This is a genomic window from Candidatus Nanosynbacter sp. HMT-352, assembly GCF_022819365.1.
Classification (GTDB): Bacteria; Patescibacteriota; Saccharimonadia; order Saccharimonadales; family Saccharimonadaceae; genus Nanosynbacter.
Genome location: NZ_CP089289.1, coordinates 413,640 through 431,879, shown reverse-complemented (window position 1 = coordinate 431,879; position 18,240 = coordinate 413,640). Strand labels below are relative to the sequence as shown.

The following is an 18,240-nucleotide window of genomic DNA, read 5'->3' as shown; positions in this document are numbered from 1 at the left end:
AGGTATGAGTAAGAAAGACGATAAAAAACTAATTGTTAATATGATTTCTGAGAGCGAATTCACCGTTCAGGGTCACGGTGTGCATACGGCTTATAAGGAGATTACGGACGCGCTGCGTAAAAGAAAAGATATTGATATTGAAGTGAATTCTGATCGTCCTGCTGACATTATCCATATTCAGACTATGGGTTTATATTCGTTTCGGCATTTGATGAAAAAAGGTGGCAAAAAAGTTGTTTCTGCTCACATTGTACCGGATAGCTTTATCGGTTCGATTAAAGGTGCGAAATATTGGAAGCCTTTAGGTCGAGCGTGGCTGAAATTCTTTTACAAAAAGGCTGATTTGGTTTTAGCTTGCTCTGGCATGGTTGCTGATGAATTGATAAATGACATGCACGTGCCAAAGACGAAAGTTCTTTACAATACGATAAATATGTCGAGATATAAGCATTCTGCTGCGGAGAAAAAGTTGGCTCGGAAAAAGCTTGGCTTGAAGGACGATGATTTTGTGGTTATGGGAAATGGTCAAGTCCAGCCGCGAAAACGTTTGGATATTTTAATAAAAGCTGCCAAAGAAATGCCAGATGTAAAGTTTTTCTGGGTGGGAGGAATTCCGTTTAAGAATTTGGGCGCGGATTATAACGCCATGCAAAATATGATAAAAAATGCGCCGGACAATCTCACTGTAACTGGTGTGATACCTCTGGAGAATGTTCGTGACTATTATGTCGCTGCCGACGTTTTTGTTTTGCCGGCTATGCAGGAAAATCATCCTATGTGCGTCTTGGAGGCGGCTGGCGCTGGCTTGCCGATCATTCTACGCGACATTCCGCAGTACAATGACACATTTAAGGGCGACGCTGTTATGGCGAAAACGGACGATGAGTTCTTGGAGTTGATCAGTAAATTGCGCAAAGATAAGAAAGCTTATAAGAAAGCGCAACTTGGTGCTGAGAAAATTGCTGAGCGTTTTGATAGTAGTGCCGGCGCCGAGCGATTGGTCGAATTTTATCGATCGCTGATATAAATGGTATAATGGGGCTATTATGAGGATAGGACTTTTTACGGACAGCTATAGACCGTCCATTAACGGTATCGTTTACGTTGTTGAATCATTAAAGCGCGAGTTGGAAGCTTTGGGGCATGAGGTTTATGTTTTTTGCCCGGCAAAGTCTATTAGTCCGTCCAAGCAGGCCGAACTTCTTCATGAAGATGAAAATAGTCGAATAATTCGTTTCCGCTCAATTACGGGCGCGTTCTTTGACGATTACGACACGTCGGTATTCTTCCCTCCTGTGGTGCAGCGTCAAATTGCCAATATGAATTTGGATGTGGTGCATATTTTTACGCCGTCGCAAATTGGGCTATTGGGTGTGAAGGCGGCGAAGAAAAATAATATTCCTTTGATTATCCAGCATTGTACGGATCTATATGAATTCGTCGATCATTATCCTGCGGTTTTGCCGGGAGTTTTGGCGTTGGCGGGAGTGGTTTTTCCATTGTCGGTAAAATTGAATGGACAGGATTTGTTGGAGGTTGCCAAATTATATCGTCCGCGTAATGGCGTAACGAAATGGAATAAAGATATTATTGAGCGGGTTATTACTATTTTATACAGCAAGGCGGATGCGGTGATTGCCCTGTCGCGTAAAAGCCGTGATCAATTGGAATCTTGGCAGACTGAAGATTACACGTACGATGTTACTTTAATGCCAAACGGAGTGAATTCTCTTCCGCGGGCGAGCGTGAAGCGAGTTGCGGAATTTCGCGAGCAATGGGGTCTTGATGAAAAAGATGAAGTGTTTGGATTCGTGGGGCGTTTGGGCGAGGAAAAGAATTTGCCAATTTTGATTCAGGCGTTTAGTGAGTTTATTGCTGAAGTTCGTCCGAAATCGAAGCTGTTGTTTGTTGGCGATTTTGAGTATCGAAAGACTTTGGAGAAAATGGCGGCTGAGACGGATTTCGCGGATAGGATTATCTTTACTGGCGCCATGCCGCGAGAAGATTTGGGTGTGGCGTATAAAGTGATGAACGTGTTTACTTTTCCTTCGCTTAAAGATACGCAGGGCTGGGTTCTTCATGAAGCCGCTCACGCTGGAAAGCCGATTGTTATTATTGACAAGGAAGTTTCAGAGGTTGTGAAGGACGGAGTTAATGGCTATTTTGCGGAGAACAATCCAGAAAGTGTCGCGGAAAAAGTAATTGCAATTCTAAAAAGCCCGAAGAAACAAGCAGAATTTAGCGCTGAAAGTAAGAAACTGGCTAATAAATTCACGGAGCGCAGTCAAGTGAAGAAACTTGAAAAGCTCTATCAAAAGCTAATTGACGCGCGCGAAAATCAATAAATCTCAGGCTGAGTTTGTAATCGGTGCGGCTATCTATTAGAGATAAGTCGCCTGGTTTCTCGGTCTTGGTCGCGGCGTTTGATGGTTTGTCTTTTGTCGTAATTTTTCTTACCTTTTCCGAGCGCAATTACAACTTTAATGAATTTTCCGTTGGTCAACAATTTGGTCGGGACAATTGTCATTCCCTGTTTTTTTGCTTCTGTAAAATTGGACAATTGCCTTTTACTTACCAATAATTTCCGCGCCGAAGTGTCGACTGAGCGGCTATTTGCTTCTCCGCGAACGTTTAATCGCAGTGAAAAGCTGGCGTTATTTAGCCACAATTCGCCATTTCTTAAGCTAACAAATGAGCCTTTAAGCTGGACGTGTCCTTCTCTGGCGGCTCGTACTTCCATCCCAGTTAAAACCAAGCCAGCTACAATTTCTTCACCAAGTTCATAATCAAACCGTGCGCGACGATTGATGATATTCTGTGTGGCTGGTTTTTTAGCTTTTGGCTTTGACATGGATTATATTATAGCAAAACTTAACGCGACAGTATATTTAGACTAGTTTGGTGCGGCTGAAATATGACTTATGTTACAATATCTCAAGCATGATAGCCGACATTCACATTACTGAAAAAAGTTTTGGCGATAAGACGTTGATGAAAGACGTCAAGTTCAGTGTGGACGACGGCGAGAAAGTCGGCGTGGTTGGTCGTAACGGTGTTGGCAAGTCGACGCTGTTTGGAATATTGAGCGGAAAAGATACTGATTATACTGGCGAGGTTATTTTTCGGCGCGGCATTACGGTTGCGACGACCGCTCAGGAGCATCACGGTTTGGGTGATCAAACGGTCATGTCGTATATTCTTGGCGGGCTTCCAGAATATTCCAAGTTAAAGAAAATCATCGATGAATATCCGCTGACTATGGGCGACAATATGCGAAAAATTGAGGAATATACGCAGGCTTTGGAACGATTTGACCAAAAAGGATTTTATCAAGTTGAAGAAAAAATTGAACGAGAGCTGAGCAATTTTCAATTAGACGGTTTTGGTGATCGGAAGATTTCTTCCCTGTCTGGCGGCCAAAAAAGGCTGGTGGAAATTGTTAAAATTATGCACTCGGAGGCGCATCTGGCGCTAATTGACGAGCCAACAAACCACATGGATTACGTTGCGAAACAGCAGTTTATTGACTGGATGAATTCGCAGCCACATCAAGCGATGCTAATCATTACGCATGATCGTGATGTACTTGGGCAAGTTGATCGAATAGTTGAGATTAAGGACGGACAGGCCGTGAGCTACCGCGGAAATTATGACGCGTATTTGAAGCAGAATGCGCAAGCGACGACGGCTGGAATGAATAATTTTGAGCAGATTGAGAAGCGAATTGTTAACCTGAAGCAAAAAGTTTTGGACTATCAAAGGCTTAAGGAAAAGTCGCGAAATCCCGGCACGATTCAGAAATTTAAGCGCTTGGAGAATGAGGCGCGAGCGGAGCTGGAGGAATTGTCGGAGATGGAAAAGCCGACGTTTTGGATTGACAAAGAATCTGCTAGTCAATTGGATTATAAATCCGCCGAGCGTTACGGAAAATTCAAGTCGCGTAATATTCGCTTGAGTATGAAAGATGCTTCCAGTCGCAGTCAGCACGTGTTGGTTCGTGCGGAAAATGTGGCGGTTGGGATTGGTGAGCGGATATTGTTTGAGGACGTGAATATTGATTTGCGCGAAGGTGAAGCGATTGAAATTAGGGGTCGCAATGGCGCTGGTAAAACTACATTGATTCGGATGATTCTGGCGTCGGGCAAGAGTTTTGACAATGGTCCTATTCTTTATTCTGGCGATATTTTCCTTGATCCGCAGGTTCGAATTGGCGTTTACGAGCAAGAAATTGACGAAAAGTATCTGGCTGATCCGCTAGAAAAAGCGATTGAAAAATTGTATATGAGTCGCGATTTGTCGATTTCTGATACGAAAATTCGGCAACTTTTGGCTGACTATTTGTTCACTGACGCTGATCGGATGACGCCGCTGGCTCGCTTATCTGGCGGTCAAAAGGCGCGTTTTCAGATTATTGCTATGCTGGCGAACGACCCGCAACTGCTGATTCTAGACGAGCCGACGAATCACTTGGATTTGCCAAGTATCGAAGAGCTGGAAACGGCGTTGGCCAAATATTCCGGCGCGATTCTTTACGTCAGCCACGATAATTATTTCCGCGAAAAACTTGGCGGAAAAGTTGTGCAAATTGGCGCAGAATAAAAATTTTCCGCCAGAATTTGACGGAAAATCTTGAATTGTTTTTAAGAAAATTAGTCGGCTAGTAAGCCGTTTTTTCGTAGCAAATCTTGTAGTTTCGGTCGATCAAAACCAAGCACTAATTCTCCGTTAATATCCGTTACGGGCACGCCTTGGAAATTGCCGCCATTTTTATTTAGCAATTCCTCTTTTGCGCCAGGATCGGCCTCGATATCTTTGGAAACAAAATCAATTCCCAGCTTCTTCAGCCATTCCATTTCCGTGTGGCAAAACGCACACCAGCTAGTGTTGTACACGACAACTTTTGTGTCTTGATGGTTGTTCGTTGTGTCTTCGCTCATATATTCCCCTATTTAATAACACTTCCAATTATAGCATAACGGTTACGTATATTTAGAATTCTTCGACGTCAAATGCCAATTTTTGCACCATTCGCAGTGATATATATCAATCGACAAATTCGGGTTTGCTAATTCTTGGATTTCTGCTGCTTGGCGGGCTTTTATCTCTGTTGAGAAGCGACGTTTTTTCTGGCAATTAGCCAACCCTGAAATTGACATCAATGATGTTTTTTGGGTTTTTTGACTATTTTTTGAATAATTTCGCCGCGGCATCTTGCAAAATAGTATAACAGATTGATATAGTGGAAAGTAATGGTAAAAGAAACTGACATTTCGGCTAATGATACAGGCGATTCTGGTGCGATGATGATTTTAGCAAGGACGATGATTGGTACAATGTGGCGAATGTTTTTGCCAACAATTGGTTTGACCTTGTTGGGATTGTGGCTGGATAATGTCAGCGGAATGAAGATGAGATGGTTACTTGCTGGAATTATTTCTGGCGCGATTATCTCAGTGATTCTCGTGGCTTTGCAAATTGCTAAAATTAAACAGCAGGAGTTGAAGAAATGATTGATTATATGGCAAGCGCTGGTCCGCATATTTCAGTAAAGGTTGACGAAGTTCTCAATATTGCTGGCGTATCTATTACGAATTCGCACCTGATGGGATTCTTGGGATTGATCGTATTGGTGTGGGCAATGTTCCGTACTCGTGCGGCGGTTTTAGGTAAAAAGAAACATAATTTTATCACAAGACTAATTCAGTGGACGTTCGACGGACTTTATAATACAGTTTGCCAAGTTATTCCAGATCAAAAATGGGCGCGTAAAGTTGCTCCGCTTTGTATTACGTTGTTTTTCTTTATCGTTGCGCAGTACTGGCTGGGGCTTTTGCCGATCGTTGGTCCAATTACAATTGGCGAGCATCACACTCCTCTATTCCGTGGTGGTGTGGCGGATCTTAATATGACATTCGGTTTGGCAATTGTAACGATTGTTGCGGCTCAGATTTACGCGTTTAAGTATTTGGGCTTTAAGGGCAATTTGGGGCGATATTTCGTTAACCCGCTACGTGATCCAATTATGTCATTTGTTGGCATTCTGGAATTGGTGGCTGAGTTTTCGCGAATGCTGGGGCTGAGTTTCCGTCTGTTTGGTAACGTTTTGGCTGGCGAAATTCTCTTGGCAATTATCGCTTACATGACGAAGTTTTTGTCACCTGTGGCTCTGCAGCCATTCTATTTCTTTGAGCTGTTTATTGGCGGTATTCAGGCGTATATTTTCTTTATGCTATCAACTGTGTTTATTTCCCTGGGGCTGGCTCACCATGATTCGCATGAGCCAATTGATGAAGTTCACTCCTCTGTTGAAACTAATAAATTAGCAATATCAGAGAGTGATTAAATTAGGTAATAATTAATTAAAAGGAGAATATTAACCATGGAAGCATTAGCATTCACACTTACCTACGCAATCCCAGCAGCATTTGCAGCAATTGGTGCCGCAATCGTTGGTGCAGCAGCTATGAACGCAGCTGGTCGTAACCCAGAAAAAATCAACGACCTACGCACAATGATGATCTTGGGTATTTCATTCATCGACGCTATTGCTATTATCGGTTTCGTCGCAGCAATCGTCGGCAAAGTTATGTAGTTTTCGGGAGTAAATTGTGGAGAAAATATTAACACAATTTGCCAATTCTGGCGCATCGGAAAAAGCTGGTTTGTTTGATTCGCTAGGTATTGATTGGGCGCTGTTGGCGTTTCAGACGGTAGCATTCTTAATCTTGCTATTTGTTCTTCGCAAGTTTGTTTATCCGCCAATGATGGAAATGCTCGTCAAGCGAGAAAAAGACCTGAAGGCGGCTGACGCGGCGGCAAAATCTGCCAAGGAAAATGCCGATCGAGCCGAAGAAATGACCGCCGAAATGATGCGAAAAGCACGAGCGCAAGCTAGCGACATCGTGGCGTCTGCTCGAGAAGAAGCGACCGAAGTTGTTGAAGAAGCGGCTAAAAAAGCGACTGCCAAATCTGAAGCTTTGATTAAAGAAGCGCATAATACGATTGCTCAAGAAATTGAAAACGCTAAGAAAGACCTGCACAATTCGACATTAGAGTTGGTGGCTGAAGCGACTGGCAAGGTTTTGGGCGAGAAAATTGATGCGAAGAAAGATACAAAGCTGATTTCGGAAGCGCTTGAGGAGGCTGAATAGATGAGATTAGTGTCCAGGAGAAAGTTGGCGAGATACGCAGCTGAACAAATTTTAGCTGGCAATGACGCGGTGTTGGAAGAAATTGCTGGTCTTTTGATTTACGAAAAGCACGAACGTGAAGTTGATTTGTTGGTGCGAGATATTGAGGCTGAATTGGCTGAGCGTGGTGAGATTGTGGCGTCGGTCGAGAGCGCGAGAGCGCTTGATGATAATACAAGGCGTAAAATAGAGCAATTTCTGGCGGCTGCGGCGAGCGATAAAAATAGCAAGCCAAAAGTGTCGCTAAGAGAATCAATTGACCCGACGTTGATTGGCGGATTTAAGCTACAAACGCCGACCGCAACACTGGACGCAACGGTTTCGAAGAAGTTAAACGACTTGCGGGCGAAGAAAATCTAGGAGGAAAAATGAGCAAGATTGATGTGACAGAATTAGCCAAAAGCCTGCGGGAAAAAATCGCGCAGCTGGAGGCGACAGAAGGTTTGGAAGATGCCGGCGTGGTTATTCGCGTCGGTGATGGTGTGGCTTGGGTGCACGGCTTAAGTAGCGCTGGCTATAGTGAAGTGCTGGAAATTGAAACTGACGGCGGAACGGTTGAAGCATTTGCTTTGAACTTGATGGAAGATGAAATTGGTGCGGTGATTCTTGGCGGCGAAGATAAGGTTAAGGCCGGTGCTAGCGTTCGCCGTAAAGGTTCGGTGCTAGACGTTCCTGTTGGCGAAGAACTATTGGGCCGAGTGGTTGACCCGCTAGGTCGACCTCTTGACGATGGTCCAGCGATTAAAACGAAGAAACGTGGTTTAATTGAGCGTCCTGCCATTGGCGTGATGGGTCGTAAGTCAGTTCACGAACCTCTGATGACTGGTATTATGTCGATTGACGCGATGTTCCCGATCGGTCGTGGTCAGCGTGAGCTTATCATTGGTGACCGCCAGACTGGTAAGACGGCAATTGCTATCGATACGATGATTAACCAGGCTCGTCAAAAAACTGGCGTGGTGAACGTTTATGTGGCTATTGGTCAGAAATTGTCGAAGATTGCCAGGTTGGTCGACCGATTGAAAGAAGAAGGCGTGATGGACCAGACGATTATCGTCGCAACCAGCCCGTCCGACGCGGCCTCCCTGCTTTATTTGGCACCTTACGCTGGTACAGCCATGGGAGAATACTTCCGAGACAACGGCGGTCACGCATTGATGATTTATGACGATTTGACCAAGCACGCGGTGGCTTATCGACAGATGTCGCTATTGTTGCGCCGTCCACCAGGACGCGAAGCCTACCCAGGTGACGTCTTCTATTTGCACTCACGATTATTGGAGCGATCGGCTAAATTGTCAGATAAACTTGGCGCGGGAAGCTTGACTGCTCTACCAATCATTGAAACGCAAGCTGGCGACATTTCCGCTTACATTCCGACCAACGTGATCTCTATTACCGACGGTCAGATTTTCCTGGAAACCGACTTGTTCTATCAAGGCATTCGCCCAGCCATCTCAGCCGGTCTATCAGTTTCTCGTGTTGGTGGCGCAGCTCAGACGAAAGCCGTTAAATCTGTCGGTGGAAACTTAAAGCTTGGTCTTTCTCAGTTCCGCGAATTGGCATCATTCGCTCAATTCGGCTCAGACCTTGACGATGCGACAAAGGCTCAAATTGACCGCGGTCAGCGACTCACTGAACTTCTGAAGCAGCCACAATATCAACCAATGAGCGTTTGGGAACAATTTGTCAGCATTCACGCGGTGACTGGCGGTATGTTTGACGATGTTCCAGTTTCTAAGATTAAAGACGCGCAGTCTGCCCTATTGACTTATCTCTGGAAAAATTCTAAAGATGCTATGCGTGAGTTAAACAAGGGCGACAAGCCTTCGGATGAGCAATTGAAATTGATTGACGAAGCTACAAAAGAAATAGCGAAAGGATTTGAGGAGTAATTCATGCCGAGCACTCGCGCGCTGAAAAATCGCATTCGTTCGGTGGACTCGACTAAGCAGATCACCAAGGCTATGCAATTGGTGGCGGCTAGTAAAATGCGTCGCGCTCAAGAGGCGGACAAAGCTTCTGCGCCGTACACAATGGCGGCGGAAGAACTACTGTCTTATTTAGCGAGCCAAGGCGCAACCGACAATCACCCGCTGTTCGTTAGGCGAAAGATAAATAAGCGATTGATTATCGTGGTGGCCAGCGACAAAGGTCTGGCTGGCGCATATAACACCAACGTTTTGAAGAAGTATTTGGAATTGTTAAAGCGTGATGACGAGCGCGGAATTGAGAACTTGACCTTAACTATCGGTCGCCGAGCATCGCAATTCGCAACGCGCCTTAAAGATACGAAAATCATCGGTACGTATGAAGATTTGCCAGATCAGCCGTCTGGATTGACGTTCCATACGATTTTGAATACGGCAGTAAATATGTTTGAAAATGGCGAAGTTGATGCAGTTACGCTTGTTTATACGCGTTTTGTCAATAGCATGGTTCAGACTGCAGAATTGGACAGATTATTGCCGGCAGGAACAAAAATCTTGGTTGATCCGAGTGAAGTTTCTAATACGATTTCTGACGCCAAGTACGAACCAAGTATTCCAGAAGTTTTGGACGCGGTGGCGTATCGTTTGGTTGGTGCGCGACTGTTGCAGGCGTTACTTGACGCTCGCACTAGTGAGCATTCTATGCGTATGATGGCGATGAAGAATGCTACAGACAATGCCAGTGATTTGGTTGACGATTTGACGCTAGCTATGAATAAGGCTCGTCAAGGAGCGATTACTCAGGAGCTTGCTGAAATTTCTGGTGGCGTGGAGGCGATGGAACAATGATAAAGGAGAAAAAGATGGCAAAAGATTTAGGTAAAATTATTCAGATTGTTGGCGTGGTCGTTGACGTGGAATTTCCGCGAGACGTTGAACTTCCAGCGATTTACGACGCGTTGCACGTTAAAAACGGCAATGAGAATTTGGTGCTGGAGGTTGCTCAGCACTTGGACGAGCACACTGTTCGAGCAATTGCCCTGTCTTCGACAGATGGTTTGAGTCGTGGTGCAGAAGTTGTTGCAACTGGTGCTCCAATTTCCGTTCCAGTCGGCGCGGAAACTCAAGGACGAATGTTTAATGTTGTTGGTGAAGCGATTGACGAAAAGCCGCAACCAAAGGGAAAAACTGCACCAATTCACCGCCCTGCTCCAGCGCTTTCTGAGCAGTCAAATAAGACTGAAATCTTGGAAACCGGTATTAAGGTCGTCGACTTGATTGCCCCGCTTGCTAAGGGCGGAAAGGCCGGCTTGTTTGCTGGTGCTGGTGTTGGTAAGACTGTTCTTATCACTGAGTTGATCAATAATATCGCTAAGTTCCACTCTGGAAACTCTGTTTTCGCTGGTGTTGGTGAGCGAACGCGTGAAGGTAACGACCTTTACTACGAAATGGAAGAAGCTGGCGTTTTGGATAAAACTTCGCTAGTCTTTGGGCAAATGAACGAGCCGCCTGGAGCACGTTTGCGCGTGGCATTGTCGGGTCTGGCGATGGCTGAAGCTTTCCGCGATGAAGGTAAAGATGTCTTGCTATTTATCGACAATATTTATCGTTATACTCAGGCTGGTGCTGAGGTGTCGGCATTGCTTGGTCGTCTGCCAAGTGCGGTTGGTTATCAGCCAAACCTTCAGCAAGAAATGGGCGCTTTACAAGAGCGAATTACTTCAACGAAGAAGGGTTCGATTACCTCTGTTCAGGCTGTCTATGTGCCAGCCGACGACTTAACCGACCCAGCTCCTGCGACGACCTTTGCTCACCTTGACGCTACAATTGTGATGAACCGTGCATTGACGGAAATCGGTATTTATCCAGCGGTTGACGTTTTGGATTCGAGCTCAAACTCGCTTGATCCGGAAATTGTCGGCGAAGAGCATTATCGCGTGGCGCGTGAGGTTCAGCGAATTTTGCAGCAATACAAAGAGCTTCAGGACATCATCGCTATTTTGGGCATGGAAGAATTGTCAGACGATCAGAAGCAGATTGTTGCTCGTGCTCGTCGTATTCAGCGATTCCTAGCACAGCCGTTCCACGTGGCTGAGAAGTTTACTGGAAACCCAGGTGTTTACGTTAAATTGGAAGACACCATTCGCGACGCTTCCGACATTTTGGCTGGTAAATACGATGATAAGCCAGAAAACTGGTTCTATATGGTTCAGGGTACGCTGGCTGATCAAGTCGCTCGCGACGCTGAGGCTGAATCTGTCGAGGCTAAAAAACATTCTGAAAAGAAAGCTAAATAGTCATGAAATTGTCATTAGTCACACTTGTCGGTACGAAGGTTGACGAAGAAGTTTATTCGGTGTCAATTCCGACTACTGACGGCGAAATTTCCGTTTTCCCAAGCCACGAGCCGCTAGTGACGATTGCACGGGACGGCGTGATTACCGTGCGTCGACATAAAGAAGATTCCGATAACCAGTTGGAATATTTTGCAATCTCTGGTGGCGTGGTAAAAATTGACTATTCGTCGGTGCAGATTCTGGTTGATGAAGCTGATCACGGCGATGACATCATCGAGGCGGAAACTCAGAAGGCTCTGGAACGTGCTATTAAGGCGCGTGATGAAGCTGGCGATCAAGTTGAGCGTGAGAAAGCCAAGCAGCTTATCGACCGTCATATGGTGCGATTGAAGGTTGCTGATCTTCATAGGCGTAAGCGACGACGCTAATTATATATCGGCAATACTACGAAGGAGCCTGATTATTAGGCTCCTCGTGCTATGTCTTGCTTGAGGCCTTCGATTGACGCTTGCACGATATCGACAGTGCCATAAGAATATAGATCAGGGATACTCTCTTCGTATGGATTAATAAAGTACTTGATAATAAGTTCTGGATCTAGCATCCGCTGACCGTCGTAATTGTATTGACCGCTCATTGAATAGGCGCAACTCCCAACGTCTCGCACGAACCTAGAGATTTTTGCCGAGTCTTTGTTGGTCTGCTGAAATGTTTCGGTATCAATGCACCACGGTTCAGTGTTGATGGTAAATGCAAAGTTTTTTATTTGCGCGTCATTCATTGTATACGGTTTTTCTAGGCTGTGAAAATAGTGCATAGTAGCGAATGCAGTACGGGCGATAAGCCGTGCTTTTTCTTCAGGTAGCATAGTTTCGCGGTATTCGTCGACTAGGCTGTCGCAGCTCCGCACGCCTTGTATAAAATCGGTAATCACTGCCACTTCTCTATTCTCGAGGCGGATAACGCCTTTCGGTTCGAAGGTACGAATTGCTTGAGGATGTTCTAGACTATTGATGTGTCGCATAGTATCAATATCTTTCAATGCTGCGCGCGGTGTAAGATATGGCTTGATTGCCCAAGGTTGGGTTGCGAGAGGTATGCCCGAGCAGTACGATGTCGCATCATAAAACCCAACTTCATTGATGCTATTGCGGCGACCTTCTGAGTAGTCGTCGCGAGGATTTAATCCTATATAAAGATAATCTAACGGCACGCCTAACCGGTCAGTGCCAAATAATGCAATATCTCCTGGAAACAGTTGATCTACTTGTTCCCGTAAATCGCTCGTATCATCAATAGCGATTGGTGTTATAGATGAATATCTTTCGAGCTGACGCATAAACTATTTTATATCATAAATCATGTATATTTGCAATAGCTAGGCGGACTTCGTCTGTCGTCGTGGTGTGCATCAATTTCTCCCGAAGCTCCTTTGCGCCGTCAAAATCGCGAATATAAATCTTGAAAAAACGTTTTAGGGTTTCAAAAGGTCGCCCTAAAATCGGCTGATAAGAATCAAACAAATCCAAGTGATAATTAAGAAGTGTCAACAGTTCTTCTTTATGATTATCTATGTTGACCTTCGACTCGCGGAAGCAAAACGGATCACTGAAAACGCCTCGCCCAATCATAATTCCATTCACGCCGGGATGTTTTCTGGCAATTTCCAGCCCATGCTCTCGGTCGCGAATGTCGCCGTTGATAGTCAGGAGCGTTTGTGGGGCAATTTCATCGCGCAGCTTAATAATCTCGTCAATCAATTCGTAATGCGCCGCAACTTTACTCATCTCTTTTTTGGTGCGCAGATGAATCGTCAAATTCACGATGTCTTGTTTGAGAATTGTCGTCAGCCACTCTCGCCATTCATCGACATAAGTATAGCCCAGCCGAGTTTTTACACTAACTGGCAATCCAGATTTTTTGGCGGCTTCAATTGCAGCTATCGCTATGTCAGGTCGACGAATCAGAGCTGCGCCACCGCTTTTAATGGCAGATTTGGCGGGACATCCCATATTGATATCAATTCCGTTAAAGCCAAGTTCCGCGCAGTGCTTAGCGAAAGCTTCCATATCCCCTGGCTCGCCACCCCAGATTTGCGCAATAAGCGGCTGCTCATCGTCGGTTTTAATTAGTCGCCCAGCTATAGCTTTGTCGCCAGCGTGAACCCAGCCGGTGGCATTTGCGAACTCGGTGAAAAATATATCTGGCGCGCCAGCCTGTTTCACGACATGACGAAACACGACGTCGGTGACGGCTTCCATTGGTGCCAATATAAAAAATGGCTGTGGTAAATCATTCCAAAACGATGTCATTTCTGTTATTTTATCACAAAAAGGAGAAAACCCTATCTCATCATCGAGATAGGGTGTGGGCGGGCTCAAGCGGTTCTGTTCGGAGTTTCTAATCTCATCTTTGAGAGAAGAATCTGCGACGAACGAATCTCGCGAGCCCAAGAATGGGAGGGAAGCAAAACACCGTTGTCTTGCTTCCCGGCGGACATGGAGGGAGTCGAACCCACTTATCAACCGCTACTCCATTTTCACAACAAAGCGGCGGGATTTTTCCAGAATCATGTCCTTTGATTCTTTTCCGGATTACCGGTCGGCGAATCAAGCCGAGGGCGGACAGACGCCCTCTGCTGACGCGGAGTCAGCGGTTTCGGGGTCGCACAAGCCCCGACTGCCAAAGAAAAAGACTACCAGTGGAGCTTCCTGGGACGGTCGCTCTGACCGGTGGCTGCGTTTTCCGCGGCCTGCTTGTCCAGAACCGTCGCGTACAGACGGTCCAGAGTGGACTTTTCGGCGCCGTTTCTGACAGCGGACTCGTAGTCCTGCTGCGCGCGGCGGCGTGCGTCAGTTTGGTTTCCAGCCAAGGGTTTTCACCCCCTCCCCGCCGAAGTATCGGCTATAGGCAAGTGCTCTAACCATCTTTCAGACCATGCTTTTGTGCGAAGCATGGTCAGGACTTGACACTATTTATGGTGTCAAGTCGAGAGCTGCTTTATCAATAAAGCGTTTATTATAATAACACTAATTATAAAAAAATGCAACAATATACCAGAATATTTTTATATTTCGCCCGCCAGCAGGTCTTTTTCGAATTGCAACATTCCCTTATAATCCGCCGAATAGTCAGAAATATACGGCAGGTCTAATGTGGTTATTTTTCGCCAAATGATGTTTACGAGTTTCGCGAATTCGGACAATTCTTCTCTGGAGAACGTGTCTTCCAAGCTAAGAATATCGCCGGTTTTCATGTCTGGTTCGACAAATTGTAATCGCCCGCCAGTAAACGTGAAATTGCCATAATCGCGCGAATACTCGACCAGCAGCTGATAGAACATCAATTGCTGACGATATTTATGAAGTTTGATTTTCTCGTAATCGGCCGAACCTTTCCAAGAATGCGACGGCTTGCCAGTTTTATAATCTGTTACGAAGATGGTTTTATTCTGTTTATCAATATCAACGACGTCAAGTTTACCAGTCAATCTGGCGCTATCTATAATTACGCCTTGATTTGAAAAGTCTAATTCCGCCAAGTCCGTGTCGTGAAAATCTGAAGATTTGGCGTTTAAGAACGCAGTCAAAGCCGACTTCCCTTTATCCAAGTACAATTGAAAATCGTCCGCTGGCAAATGCTGACTCTCGAGGGATTTTTGGAAGAATTGGAGGATTTGTTCGGTGCTTGGCAATTGATGATCGGCGCTGAATGAGCAATGTGCTTGCTGAAGGCTGCTGTGAATCGCGGTTCCGTAAGCTGCGGCGGAATTTTTGGCGGATGGAAAATGCAGCAAATTGTTCAATAAGAAATTCTGCGGCCCGCCACGTGAAACGTCGAGGAAGTTGTTCAAATGCGTTGCGGAAAGCTTGTATGTTTCGAGCGCTGGCGCCAATAAATCCTTTAATTCTGGAATAATCGGCGAAGTTAGCCGCGTCGTCCAGTCGGTTTCAGCGAGTTCAATTTGTTCAGCTGGATTATCGCTGGTCGGAATGGTGGTTGGCGTGCAATTCGTCAAGAAACTGGCGATTATCGTGTCGCTGCCAGAATCGTTGGTTTGAGAATAAGTCATGGTCAATGTGGTTTTGGCGCGAGTCATCGCTACGAAAAACAGCCGAAGTCGTTCGTCGTAAGTGGCGCCCGCTGGCTGAAGTTGGAGGTTTGCGGGATATCGGATAGCTCGGCTACGTGAACGAACTTTTTCGCCCCAAGCGCTGTCAATTGCCCCAATCACGAAAACGTGCGGGAATTCCAAACCTTTGGATTTATGAGCGGTCATCAAATTTATGGCGCCGCTGAGTGAGCTTGCTTGTGTACGGATTTGTGTCAAGCGAGTTTTTGTTGAAATATGTAGGTCAATAAATTCCAAAAAATCTTCCAGAGTTGGGTTTTTATCGGTGATTCGATCGCGAAGTTTTTGGCGCAAAGTGCGCAAACTTTCCAGAATTGTCAGATATGCTTCTGGGTTTTTATCTAGCTTTTCTGGCGAGAAATAGAAATTGGCGAGAGAATTGACCGGAAGATCGCCGCTTTCATCGTTAGTTAAGCCTAATAAATTGTCCAATTGCTCTTCCAATGGCAGATTCGGTACGTCTTTAGCGCGTTCCAAAAGCCACTCCGCAAATTCCTTAAATACGCTATTCGCCAACATACTTTCCAGCCGCAATTGCCGATTTTTGTAAGCTTGAAGGCTCAATTTCCAGATGTCCAGTGCAGAAAATCCAAATGCTGGATGAGCCGTAATTTCCGGCAATAAACTATTAGCGACGTCCAAATTATTCTGGCTAATCGCCACGACAGTTCGCGCTAATTTGTCCAGAATCTGAATTATATCTTGCTCCAAAATATCGTCGTGACGCTCGTAATTGACAAAAAGATTTTCTTTATAAAGATGCGGAAGAATTTCAATGAGTTCTTTATGGTGGCGCGCAATAATCGTGATGTTTTCTGGTTTCTCGCCGTTTTTTATCAGCTCGGCAATTTGTTTGGCAATTCCCGCTCGCTCTTCGCTAACAGATGAGAATTCTTGGATTTCGACTTTTGAGCCTTCGCTATTTGCATGTGCGGTCAATTGTTTTGATAGCCCATCAATTGTGTTTTCCAATCGATCCGCGCCTTGAGTGATGACGTTCCGTGCTGACGATAAAATGTTTTCGGCGGAACGATAATTGTCGGTCAAAACGATGATTTTTGGATCGTTATAATGTTGGCGGAAACGCTGGATGTTGCCCACGTCTGCGCCCTGGAAGCTGAAGATTGCTTGGTCGTCATCGCCGACCGCCATGATGTTTGGATTGTCGTCGTTCTCGCTGGTCAAATTGAACAATAATCGTAATTGCGCCAAGTTCGTGTCCTGGAACTCGTCGACCATGATGAATTGGAATTGCTCTTGGAGATTTGCGCGCAGTTCTGGATGGGATTCGCAGGCTTGAATAACGGATAAAATCATATCGTCATAATCAAATAACGAGCGCTCGGATAAAATATTTACGTATTTTTCGTAAACGTCAATTGCGGCGAATAATTTTTCTGCGGCGGTAAAATCTTTCAGGACAAATTCGCCATTGGCATTTTTTTCGCACCATTTATTTTTCCAAGCAGTCAGTGGCTTGGTTGAGTTTTCGTCAATTGCTTCCTGGGTGGCGTGCACGATGCTCAGCGCTAAAACGTTGGCGTATGGCGTGATTGAGGCTGGCAATTTTGAGTTTTTCTCGTCAGGATTTTTGGCGGCTAAATTGGCAATTTTCTCAGCTATCGGCGCGAACAACTCGATTGTCTTTTTCGATATTTTGGCGGAAAATACTTGCTGAATATCTGGCGCGATTTCGGCGATTGTGCTTTGATTGTCCTCAATAATTGCCCGTAATTCTGACGGCGTTAAGCCGCTTTGCTTGAACTCGGAAATAATGCGGATGAGGTCTTTAATATAAACAAATTCCCCGTTGTTTTTCGCGCTTAACGGATTTCGCCAATCAAGTCCTTCAAGTATTCCAGAGATAATTTGATATTGCGTCAATTCGTCAACTGGCTGAGCGTCGGCGCCACGGAAAAAATACTCGCGGTGCTGATTGATGATTTCTGTGCCGAAGCTGTGGAATGTATGAATCGCAATTTTATACGCATCTTCACCAATAATCTGGCGGAGTCGTTGGCGCATATTTGTGGCGCCGCTTTCAGTAAACGTTAGACACAAAATACTGTTCGGTAAAGTGTCGGTCTGTTTCAGGATTTGGGCGGTGCGCATACTTAGAAGCTCGGTTTTCCCCGTTCCTGGCCCAGCAATTACCAAAAGTGATCCGTGAATGTAGTCGACTGCTTGTCGTTGATTATCGTTTAATTTAGCGTAACGAGCATTGAAATCCATAGTTTTATTTTACCATGTTGGCAGTCTTCAGAACGCAATATCAAAATTGCTATTTACAAAATTCGTCCAAGGCTGTAAATTTAGCATAAGGAGGATTAAATGAAGAACTTAAAGAAGATAAAATCTAGTCATATATATATGTTTGTACTGACGATTGCGTTGATCTTTCTGAGTTATCAAGTCTACTGGCTGAATGAAAAAGAATATCGAATATCAGTCCAGTCCTCTATTGATTATCTTGAAAACGCCCAAAGTATTAAGCGACTTGAGTTTTGTGTTAATCACGCCATTAAAGATTGTACTGAAGAAAATGTCGACGCTTGGAATGAAAAACATCCAGAAGACGCGTTTAAGGGTAAAAGCCACTTGGATATTTCCCGTCAAGCAGTCAAATCGACCATACAGGCTGGCTATTAGATTTCACATCTTTGCCATCTCGCGCACCTCATAAAAAAATG

At 45.1% G+C, this 18,240-nt stretch carries 20 protein-coding genes; 14 read left to right on the top strand and 6 right to left on the bottom strand.

Going from position 1 to position 18,240, the window contains the following annotated elements:
• Positions 1–4: 4 nt before the first annotated feature.
• Positions 5–1,027: a glycosyltransferase family 4 protein gene (locus LRM49_RS02350; protein WP_243777628.1), complete on the top strand. Its 1,023-nt coding sequence runs from the start codon at positions 5–7 to the stop codon at positions 1,025–1,027.
• A gap of 19 nt (positions 1,028–1,046) precedes the next feature.
• Positions 1,047–2,345, top strand: coding sequence for a glycosyltransferase (locus LRM49_RS02345; protein ID WP_243777627.1), 1,299 nt, complete (start codon positions 1,047–1,049; stop codon positions 2,343–2,345).
• 29 nt (positions 2,346–2,374) lie between these two features.
• Here the strand turns inward: LRM49_RS02345 and smpB are convergent, their stop codons facing one another.
• Positions 2,375–2,851: an SsrA-binding protein SmpB gene (smpB, locus tag LRM49_RS02340; RefSeq protein WP_243777626.1), complete on the bottom strand. Its 477-nt coding sequence runs from the start codon at positions 2,849–2,851 to the stop codon at positions 2,375–2,377.
• Positions 2,852–2,940: 89 nt separating this feature from the next.
• On the opposite strand from smpB, the gene LRM49_RS02335 reads away from it, so the two are divergent.
• Positions 2,941–4,599: an ABC-F family ATP-binding cassette domain-containing protein gene (locus LRM49_RS02335; RefSeq protein ID WP_243777625.1), complete on the top strand. Its 1,659-nt coding sequence runs from the start codon at positions 2,941–2,943 to the stop codon at positions 4,597–4,599.
• 50 nt (positions 4,600–4,649) lie between these two features.
• On the opposite strand, the gene LRM49_RS02330 is transcribed toward LRM49_RS02335, so the two are convergent.
• Entirely contained in the window at positions 4,650–4,937 is a 288-nt protein-coding gene (locus LRM49_RS02330) for a glutaredoxin family protein (RefSeq protein WP_129634903.1), read from the bottom strand.
• A gap of 42 nt (positions 4,938–4,979) precedes the next feature.
• Positions 4,980–5,210, bottom strand: a complete 231-nt coding sequence (locus LRM49_RS02325) for a hypothetical protein (protein WP_243777624.1) — start codon at positions 5,208–5,210, stop codon at positions 4,980–4,982.
• Between the two features lie 39 nt (positions 5,211–5,249).
• Here LRM49_RS02325 and LRM49_RS02320 point away from each other — a divergent pair, with 39 nt between their 5' ends.
• The 9 genes from LRM49_RS02320 to atpC are packed head-to-tail and all read left to right on the top strand — an operon-like array spanning position 5,250 to position 11,846.
• Positions 5,250–5,510, top strand: a complete 261-nt coding sequence (locus tag LRM49_RS02320) for a hypothetical protein (RefSeq protein WP_129743885.1) — start codon at positions 5,250–5,252, stop codon at positions 5,508–5,510.
• Positions 5,507–6,343 (top strand): F0F1 ATP synthase subunit A, encoded by an 837-nt coding sequence (gene atpB / locus LRM49_RS02315; protein WP_243777623.1) that lies wholly within the window; start codon positions 5,507–5,509, stop codon positions 6,341–6,343. Before LRM49_RS02320 ends, atpB begins: the two co-directional genes overlap by 4 nt.
• 36 nt (positions 6,344–6,379) lie before the next feature.
• The gene (locus LRM49_RS02310) at positions 6,380–6,592 is read left to right on the top strand and encodes a H(+)-transporting ATPase (RefSeq protein WP_129637300.1); all 213 of its coding nucleotides are present in this window, start codon (positions 6,380–6,382) and stop codon (positions 6,590–6,592) included.
• Positions 6,593–6,608: 16 nt separating this feature from the next.
• On the top strand, positions 6,609–7,151 hold the full coding sequence (atpF, locus tag LRM49_RS02305; protein WP_165000031.1) for a F0F1 ATP synthase subunit B: 543 nt from the start codon (positions 6,609–6,611) through the stop codon (positions 7,149–7,151).
• Positions 7,152–7,550, top strand: a complete 399-nt coding sequence (locus LRM49_RS02300; protein ID WP_243777622.1) for a F0F1 ATP synthase subunit delta — start codon at positions 7,152–7,154, stop codon at positions 7,548–7,550.
• A gap of 8 nt (positions 7,551–7,558) precedes the next feature.
• Positions 7,559–9,085, top strand: a complete 1,527-nt coding sequence (atpA, locus tag LRM49_RS02295) for a F0F1 ATP synthase subunit alpha (RefSeq protein WP_129744594.1) — start codon at positions 7,559–7,561, stop codon at positions 9,083–9,085.
• A 3-nt stretch (positions 9,086–9,088) separates the two neighbouring features.
• The gene (gene atpG / locus LRM49_RS02290; RefSeq protein ID WP_243777621.1) at positions 9,089–9,970 is read left to right on the top strand and encodes an ATP synthase F1 subunit gamma; all 882 of its coding nucleotides are present in this window, start codon (positions 9,089–9,091) and stop codon (positions 9,968–9,970) included.
• Between the two features lie 14 nt (positions 9,971–9,984).
• The gene (atpD, locus tag LRM49_RS02285) at positions 9,985–11,418 is read left to right on the top strand and encodes a F0F1 ATP synthase subunit beta (protein ID WP_243777620.1); all 1,434 of its coding nucleotides are present in this window, start codon (positions 9,985–9,987) and stop codon (positions 11,416–11,418) included.
• A 2-nt stretch (positions 11,419–11,420) separates the two neighbouring features.
• A complete protein-coding gene (atpC, locus tag LRM49_RS02280) occupies positions 11,421–11,846 on the top strand; it encodes an ATP synthase F1 subunit epsilon (RefSeq protein WP_129632721.1) in 426 nt (141 codons plus the stop codon).
• A 35-nt stretch (positions 11,847–11,881) separates the two neighbouring features.
• On the opposite strand, the gene LRM49_RS02275 is transcribed toward atpC, so the two are convergent.
• Together LRM49_RS02275 and LRM49_RS02270 are read right to left on the bottom strand one after the other, a co-directional pair.
• Positions 11,882–12,757: a protein kinase family protein gene (locus LRM49_RS02275; protein WP_243777619.1), complete on the bottom strand. Its 876-nt coding sequence runs from the start codon at positions 12,755–12,757 to the stop codon at positions 11,882–11,884.
• A gap of 13 nt (positions 12,758–12,770) precedes the next feature.
• A complete protein-coding gene (locus LRM49_RS02270; protein ID WP_243777618.1) occupies positions 12,771–13,730 on the bottom strand; it encodes a tRNA dihydrouridine synthase in 960 nt (319 codons plus the stop codon).
• A 259-nt stretch (positions 13,731–13,989) separates the two neighbouring features.
• On the opposite strand from LRM49_RS02270, the gene LRM49_RS02265 reads away from it, so the two are divergent.
• The gene (locus LRM49_RS02265) at positions 13,990–14,232 is read left to right on the top strand and encodes a hypothetical protein (protein ID WP_243777617.1); all 243 of its coding nucleotides are present in this window, start codon (positions 13,990–13,992) and stop codon (positions 14,230–14,232) included.
• A gap of 253 nt (positions 14,233–14,485) precedes the next feature.
• On the opposite strand, the gene LRM49_RS02260 is transcribed toward LRM49_RS02265, so the two are convergent.
• Positions 14,486–17,782, bottom strand: a complete 3,297-nt coding sequence (locus tag LRM49_RS02260; RefSeq protein ID WP_243777616.1) for an ATP-dependent helicase — start codon at positions 17,780–17,782, stop codon at positions 14,486–14,488.
• Between the two features lie 99 nt (positions 17,783–17,881).
• Here LRM49_RS02260 and LRM49_RS02255 point away from each other — a divergent pair, with 99 nt between their 5' ends.
• The gene (locus LRM49_RS02255) at positions 17,882–18,199 is read left to right on the top strand and encodes a hypothetical protein (protein WP_243777615.1); all 318 of its coding nucleotides are present in this window, start codon (positions 17,882–17,884) and stop codon (positions 18,197–18,199) included.
• Positions 18,200–18,240: the final 41 nt, after the last annotated feature.

What these genes read in the sequence shown, in the direction of transcription:
- LRM49_RS02350 (WP_243777628.1), top strand. Translation starts at nt 5, where the DNA reads ATGAGTAAGAAAGACGATAAAAAACTAATTGTTAATATGATTTCTGAG.
- LRM49_RS02345 (WP_243777627.1), top strand. Translation starts at nt 1,047, where the DNA reads ATGAGGATAGGACTTTTTACGGACAGCTATAGACCGTCCATTAACGGT.
- smpB (WP_243777626.1), bottom strand. Translation starts at nt 2,851, where the DNA reads ATGTCAAAGCCAAAAGCTAAAAAACCAGCCACACAGAATATCATCAAT.
- LRM49_RS02335 (WP_243777625.1), top strand. Translation starts at nt 2,941, where the DNA reads ATGATAGCCGACATTCACATTACTGAAAAAAGTTTTGGCGATAAGACG.
- LRM49_RS02330 (WP_129634903.1), bottom strand. Translation starts at nt 4,937, where the DNA reads ATGAGCGAAGACACAACGAACAACCATCAAGACACAAAAGTTGTCGTG.
- LRM49_RS02325 (WP_243777624.1), bottom strand. Translation starts at nt 5,210, where the DNA reads ATGCCGCGGCGAAATTATTCAAAAAATAGTCAAAAAACCCAAAAAACA.
- LRM49_RS02320 (WP_129743885.1), top strand. Translation starts at nt 5,250, where the DNA reads ATGGTAAAAGAAACTGACATTTCGGCTAATGATACAGGCGATTCTGGT.
- atpB (WP_243777623.1), top strand. Translation starts at nt 5,507, where the DNA reads ATGATTGATTATATGGCAAGCGCTGGTCCGCATATTTCAGTAAAGGTT.
- LRM49_RS02310 (WP_129637300.1), top strand. Translation starts at nt 6,380, where the DNA reads ATGGAAGCATTAGCATTCACACTTACCTACGCAATCCCAGCAGCATTT.
- LRM49_RS02300 (WP_243777622.1), top strand. Translation starts at nt 7,152, where the DNA reads ATGAGATTAGTGTCCAGGAGAAAGTTGGCGAGATACGCAGCTGAACAA.
- atpA (WP_129744594.1), top strand. Translation starts at nt 7,559, where the DNA reads ATGAGCAAGATTGATGTGACAGAATTAGCCAAAAGCCTGCGGGAAAAA.
- atpG (WP_243777621.1), top strand. Translation starts at nt 9,089, where the DNA reads ATGCCGAGCACTCGCGCGCTGAAAAATCGCATTCGTTCGGTGGACTCG.
- atpD (WP_243777620.1), top strand. Translation starts at nt 9,985, where the DNA reads ATGGCAAAAGATTTAGGTAAAATTATTCAGATTGTTGGCGTGGTCGTT.
- atpC (WP_129632721.1), top strand. Translation starts at nt 11,421, where the DNA reads ATGAAATTGTCATTAGTCACACTTGTCGGTACGAAGGTTGACGAAGAA.
- LRM49_RS02275 (WP_243777619.1), bottom strand. Translation starts at nt 12,757, where the DNA reads ATGCGTCAGCTCGAAAGATATTCATCTATAACACCAATCGCTATTGAT.
- LRM49_RS02270 (WP_243777618.1), bottom strand. Translation starts at nt 13,730, where the DNA reads ATGACATCGTTTTGGAATGATTTACCACAGCCATTTTTTATATTGGCA.
- LRM49_RS02265 (WP_243777617.1), top strand. Translation starts at nt 13,990, where the DNA reads ATGTCCTTTGATTCTTTTCCGGATTACCGGTCGGCGAATCAAGCCGAG.
- LRM49_RS02260 (WP_243777616.1), bottom strand. Translation starts at nt 17,782, where the DNA reads ATGGATTTCAATGCTCGTTACGCTAAATTAAACGATAATCAACGACAA.
- LRM49_RS02255 (WP_243777615.1), top strand. Translation starts at nt 17,882, where the DNA reads ATGAAGAACTTAAAGAAGATAAAATCTAGTCATATATATATGTTTGTA.